Genomic DNA, 6,595 nt, shown 5'->3' with positions numbered 1-6,595 from the left:
CCCATGCCCTTAAAGACGCGTTCAAAAAGACGCCGACCGGGGAAGTGGTCGCCTACACCGCGTCCGGCCCGGACGGTCGGCAATGGACCGGGCAAAACCCGATGACAGAGCAGAAGGACCTGCACCAGGTCCACTTTGAAAAGGCGGTGATCCAAAGCAGCCAGGGCCAGTCGTCTGTGGCATGCCACTACCTGGATCAGAACCATGAACCGGTAAGCATGACCCTGAAAAACCAGGTCAATGCCAGGCCTCTGGGCAGCGCATGGTCAGGCAACGAATGCACGGCAACCAACCCGGCGCTCTGTACATTTGAATAGCAGACACGCCCGACAATTTATGCGGCGCGCTGTTCCTTGCATCTTGCGCAACAGTCCTTTGTCATCAACAGCATTGATAGCTCCCTAACGAAAGCCCCATGCTAGAGGGCTCGCTTTACGCTTATATCATTCCGAATGATAGTTACCTTTGTTTCATTCGATTCGTGAGATAGCACCCTGCCGAGCATGATCCGCCCATCTTAAATACATTGGCGGATGCACCTCATGGAACAGTCACTCAAACATTTGCGCTATCCCTTGGCCATTTTGGCCGTGATGGTGATGAGCGCCTGCGGCAAAGCGCCCGAACAGGCAGCCGCCATGCCACCAAGCCACGTCAGCGTGGCCAAGGTGCTGGAACAACCGGTCAATGAGTGGGACGAATTCACCGGCCGGCTCGAAGCGCCGGAAACCGTGCAGATCCGTCCGCGCGTGTCGGGCCAGATCGATCAGGTCGCCTTCACCGAAGGTGCCTTGGTCAAGAAGGGCGACCTGTTGTTCCAGATCGACCCTCGCCCATTCCAGGCCGAAGTGCGCCGCCTCGAAGCACAACTCGCACAAACCAAGGCCGCCGCCACCCGCAGCGATAACGAAGCCCAGCGCGGCGAACGCCTGCGCCAGAGCAATGCGATCTCCGCCGAGCTGGCCGACTCGCGCACCACCGCCGCCCAGGAAGCCCATGCGACTGTCGCCGGCATCCAGGCGCAGTTGGACCTGGCCAAGCTGAACCTGAGCTTCACCCGTGTCAGCTCGCCCATCAGCGGCCGCGTCAGCCGTGCCGAGATCACCGCCGGCAACCTGGTGACCGCCGATGTCACCGCACTGACCAGCGTGGTGTCCACCGACAAGGTCTACGCCTACTTCGACGCCGATGAACGTGTGTACCTCAAGTACACCGAACTCGCGCGCCAGGGTCGCCGTGGCGCGACCACCCCGGTGTACCTGGGCCTGTCCAATGAAGACGGCAACCCGCACCTGGGCCAGATGAACTTCGTCGACAACCAGGTCAACCCGGCCACCGGCACCATTCGTGGTCGCGCCGTGTTTGATAACAGCAAGGGCGAATACACCCCAGGCCTGTATGCCCGCCTGAAACTGGTAGGCAGTGGCACCTACTCCGCCGTGCTGATCAGCGACGAAGCCGTGGGCACCGACCTGGGCAAGAAATTCGTGCTGGTGATGGACGGCGACAAGCCTGCCTACCGCGCGGTGGAGCTGGGTCCGAAGATCGAAGGTTTGCGCATCGTGCGCAGCGGCCTGACCAAGGACGACACGATCATCGTCAAGGGTTTGCAGCGCGTTCGCCCGGGGTCGCCGGTTGCACCGGAAACCATCCCGATGGCCAGCAAGGAAACCCTCGCCGCCTTGGCACAACAACGACAAGCGCTTGAAGCCAGCAACCTGGAGCAAGTGGCGCCGGATAAAGCCGCGCCCAAGCTCGCAAGTACAGCGACTCCACGCGGTTAAGGGATACGACTCAAGATGAATTTTTCCAAGTTCTTCATTTCGCGGCCGATCTTCGCAGCGGTGCTGTCGCTGTTGATCCTGATCGCCGGCGCGATTTCACTGTTCCAGCTGCCGATCAGTGAATACCCGGAAGTGGTACCGCCGACCGTCGTGGTCCGTGCCAACTTCCCGGGCGCCAACCCCAAGGTCATCGGTGAAACCGTGGCCGCGCCCCTGGAGCAAGCCATCACCGGCGTCGAGAACATGCTGTACATGTCCTCGCAATCGACCGCCGACGGCAAGCTGACCCTGACCATCACCTTCGCCCTGGGCACCGACCTGGACAACGCGCAGGTGCAGGTGCAGAACCGGGTAACCCGGACTCAGCCCAAACTGCCCGAGGAGGTGACGCGCATCGGTATTACCGTGGACAAGGCCTCTCCCGACCTGACCATGGTGGTGCACATCACCTCCCCCGACCAGCGCTACAACATGCTCTACCTGTCCAACTACGCGATCCTCAATATCAAGGATGAGTTGGCACGGCTGGGCGGCGTGGGTGATGTGCAGCTGTTCGGCATGGGCGATTACTCCCTGCGTGTGTGGCTGGACCCGAACAAGACCGCCTCGCGCAACCTGACCGCCACCGACGTGGTCACGGCCATTCGCGAACAGAACCGCCAGGTGGCGGCCGGTGCCTTGGGCGCGCAACCTGCGCCGAATGACACCAGCTTCCAGCTGTCGGTCAACACCCAGGGCCGACTGGTCACTGAGGAAGAGTTCGAGAATATCGTCATCCGTGCCGGCGCCAACGGCGAAATCACGCGCTTGAAGGACATTGCACGGGTTGAGCTGGGTTCCAGCCAGTACGCCCTGCGCTCGTTGATCGACAACCAGCCGGCCGTGGCGATCCCGATCTTCCAGCGCCCGGGCTCCAACGCAATCGACATCTCCAATGAAGTGCGCGCCAAGATGGCGGAGCTGAAACAGAGCTTCCCGGAGGGCATGGATTACCGCATCGCCTATGACCCTACCGTCTTCGTACGTGGCTCCATCGAGGCCGTGGTTCACACCCTGTTTGAAGCACTGATCCTGGTGGTGCTGGTGGTGATCCTGTTCCTGCAGACCTGGCGTGCGTCGATCATTCCATTGGTGGCGGTGCCGGTATCGTTGATCGGTACCTTTGCGGTGATGCACCTGTTTGGCTTCTCGCTCAACGCGCTGTCGCTGTTCGGGCTGGTGTTGGCGATCGGTATCGTGGTGGACGACGCCATCGTGGTGGTGGAGAACGTCGAACGGAACATCGAATTGGGCCTGGAACCGTTCCCGGCCACTGAAAAGGCCATGAGCGAAGTAACCGGCCCGATCATCGCGACCGCGCTGGTACTGTGTGCGGTGTTCATTCCAGCGGCATTTATCAGCGGCTTGACCGGCCAGTTCTACAAGCAGTTCGCCTTGACCATTGCGATCTCGACCGTGATCTCGGCGTTCAACTCGCTGACCCTGTCGCCCGCACTGGCAGCGGTATTGCTCAAAGGCCACAACGCTCCGAAAGACGGGTTCTCCAGGTTCCTCGACAGGATGCTGGGCGGCTGGTTGTTCAAACCGTTCAACCGCTTCTTCGACAAGGCCAGCCATGGTTACGTCGGCACGGTACGCCGGGTGATCCGCGGCAGTGGTATCGCGCTGTTCCTGTACGCCGGCCTGATGGTCCTGACCTGGATGGGCTTTGCCCACACGCCGACCGGTTTCGTACCGGCCCAGGACAAGCAATACCTGGTGGCCTTCGCGCAATTGCCGGACGCCGCGAGCCTGGACCGTACCGAAGACGTGATCAAGCGCATGTCCGACATCGCCATGAAACAGCCCGGCGTGGAAAGCGCGATCGCCTTCCCCGGCTTGTCGATCAACGGTTTTACCAACAGCCCGAACAACGGCATCGTGTTCGTGACCTTGAAGCCGTTCGATGAGCGTAAAGACCCGAGCCTGTCTGCCGGTGCGATTGCCGGTGCACTGAATGGCAAGTACAGCAGCATCCAGGAAGCCTACATGGCGATCTTCCCACCGCCGCCGGTACAGGGCCTGGGTACGATCGGCGGGTTCCGCCTGCAGGTCGAAGACCGTGGCAACCTGGGTTACGACGAGCTGTACAAAGAAGTGCAGAACATCATTACCAAGAGCCGTGGCGTGCCTGAGTTGTTCGGCCTGTTCACCAGCTACACGGTCAACGTGCCCCAGGTCGATGCTGCCATCGACCGCGAAAAGGCCAAGACCCATGGCGTGGCGATCAGCGACATCTTCGACACACTGCAGATCTACCTGGGCTCGTTGTATGCCAACGACTTCAACCGCTTCGGGCGCACCTATCAGGTCAACGTGCAGGCTGAGCAACAGTTCCGCCAGGATGAAGACCAGATCGGCCAGCTGAAAGTGCGCAACAACAAAGGCGAGATGATTCCCCTGGCGACCTTCATCAAGGTCAGCGACACCTCGGGCCCGGACCGCGTGATGCACTACAACGGCTTCATCACCGCCGAGATCAACGGCAACGCCGCACCGGGCTACAGCTCCGGCCAGGCCCAGGCGGCGATCGAGAAACTGTTGAAAGACGAACTGCCCAACGGCATGACCTACGAGTGGACCGACCTGACCTATCAGCAAATCCTTTCGGGCAATACTGCGCTGTTCGTGTTCCCGCTCTGCGTACTGCTGGCGTTCCTGGTACTGGCCGCCCAATACGAAAGCTGGAGCCTGCCACTGGCGGTGATCCTGATCGTACCGATGACCCTGTTGTCGGCCATCACCGGGGTGATTATCTCTGGCGGCGACAACAACATCTTTACCCAGATCGGCCTGATCGTCCTGGTGGGCCTGGCCTGTAAGAACGCGATTCTGATCGTCGAGTTCGCCAAGGATAAACAGCAGGAAGGCCTCGATCCGCTCGCTGCGGTACTGGAAGCCTGCCGTCTGCGTCTGCGGCCGATCCTGATGACCTCGTTCGCCTTCATCATGGGTGTAGTGCCTCTGGTGATGTCCAGCGGTGCCGGTGCCGAGATGCGCCATGCCATGGGTGTGGCGGTGTTCTCCGGGATGATCGGCGTGACCTTCTTCGGTCTGCTGCTGACGCCAGTGTTCTATGTACTGATCCGCCGGTTTGTTGAACGCGGTGAAGCGCGCAAAGCGGCCAAGGCCTTGAAGCTGGAGACACAGCAATGAGCGTGAAAGTATTTTTGCCGAGCTTGCTGGTACTGGCGCTGAGCGCCTGTGCCGTGGGCCCGGACTATAAAACCCAGCCACTGGAGGCGGCCAACGTAACGGCCGCCGCCGACGCCAAGCAGTACGACCACGCGAAGTTCGAAGGCATCTGGTGGCAACAGTTCGAGGACCCGACCCTTAACCAGTTGGTGACTCAGTCCCTGAACGGTAACCGTGACCTGCGGGTGGCATTTGCCCGCCTGCGGGCAGCCCGGGCGATTCGTGACGACGCTGCCAATGACGTGATGCCGGTGATCACCAGCCGCGCCAGCAGCGACGTGGGCAAAGGCCAGATTCCGGGCCAGACCACCAAACGCGTCAACAGTGAGCGTTATGACCTGGGCCTGGACATGGCCTGGGAAGTGGACTTGTTCGGCCGCATCCGCCGCAACCTGGAGGCCAGCGACGCTGACCAACAGGTTGCCGAAGCTGACTTGTATCAGCTGCAAGTGACGATGATTGCCGAGCTGGTGGACGCTTACGGTCAACTGCGGGGCGCGCAACTGCGCGAGAAAATCGCGGTGGCCAACCTGAAGAACCAGGAAGACTCACGCGGTATCACGGTCAGCCTGCGGGATGCCGGTGTGGGCGATCAGCTCGATGTGGTGCGGGCCGATGCGCGTCTGGCGGCTGTAGAAGCCAGTGTGCCGCAGCTGCAGGCCGAGGAAGTTCGCGAGCGTAATCGTATCGCTACCCTGCTCGGTGAGCGGCCGGACAAGTTGAGCGTGGATTTGAGCCCGAAAGATTTGCCGGCGATTGCCAAGGCGTTGCCGATTGGTGATCCGGGGCAACTGCTGCAACGTCGTCCGGACATTCTCAGTGCCGAGCGTAAGTTGGCAGCCGCCACGGCGCGGATTGGGGTAGCCAAGGCTGATCTGTTTCCGCGGGTGAGCCTCAGTGGGTTCCTCGGGTTTACCGCTGGGCGGGGTTCGCAGATTGGGTCGGCGGCGGCGAATGCCTGGTCGCTGGGTCCGAGCATTACCTGGGCGGCGTTTGACCTGGGCAGTGTGCGGGCAAGGTTGCGTGGTGCGGATGCCGAGGCGGATGGCGCCCTGGCGACTTATGAGCAGCAGGTGCTGTTGGCGCTGGAAGAATCGGAGAATGCCTTCAGTGATTACGGCAAACGCCAGCAGCGGTTGGTCTCGCTGATTCGTCAGAGTGAGTCGAGCCGGGCTGCTGCGGATCTGGCGGAGATTCGTTACCGCGAAGGGACGGTGGACTTCCTGGTGTTGCTGGACGCGCAGCGTGAGCGTTTGGCCGCCGAGGACTCCCAGGCTCAGGCCGAAGTGGATCTGTATCGTGGGATCGTCGCGATCTACAAGGCGTTGGGCGGTGGGTGGCAGCCGAGTACCACGATTGCCAGTGCCAAGTGATTTGACTTAAAGAGCTCCTTTGGTTGGTCGCATCCAGCCAATTTTTAGCCCCGTGCCGTCATTCGGTCGCGGGGCTTTTTTTTTGCTCGCTTGTGGTGTGTGCATATCCGTTATTTCGGTCAGGGCTGCTATTGGTTCCGCTCTTACAGCGGCTCACTTTTGAAAAGCGCAAAAGTAAGCAAAACGCTCTTGCCCCACCACTCG

Annotated in this window: 4 protein-coding genes; all 4 read left to right on the top strand. The window is 60.9% G+C overall.

Annotated features, from left to right (window positions below; all coding sequences use genetic code 11):
- On the top strand, positions 1–317 hold a 317-nt coding region (locus AC3WKX_RS33950), incomplete at its 5' end, for a DUF3757 domain-containing protein (RefSeq protein ID WP_102636904.1).
- Positions 318–542: 225 nt separating this feature from the next.
- Positions 543–1,784 (top strand): multidrug efflux RND transporter periplasmic adaptor subunit MexE, encoded by a 1,242-nt coding sequence (gene mexE / locus AC3WKX_RS33945; RefSeq protein WP_008433857.1) that lies wholly within the window; start codon positions 543–545, stop codon positions 1,782–1,784.
- Between the two features lie 15 nt (positions 1,785–1,799).
- Positions 1,800–4,979 (top strand): efflux RND transporter permease subunit, encoded by a 3,180-nt coding sequence (locus AC3WKX_RS33940; RefSeq protein ID WP_003210869.1) that lies wholly within the window; start codon positions 1,800–1,802, stop codon positions 4,977–4,979.
- Complete coding sequence (locus tag AC3WKX_RS33935) at positions 4,976–6,391, top strand: efflux transporter outer membrane subunit (protein WP_102604616.1); 1,416 nt, start codon at positions 4,976–4,978, stop codon at positions 6,389–6,391. Before AC3WKX_RS33940 ends, AC3WKX_RS33935 begins: the two co-directional genes overlap by 4 nt.
- Positions 6,392–6,595 lie beyond the last annotated feature (204 nt).

Source organism: Pseudomonas sp. GP01-A4 (genome assembly GCF_058780865.1).
This window is presented reverse-complemented; position numbering and strand designations above follow the sequence as displayed.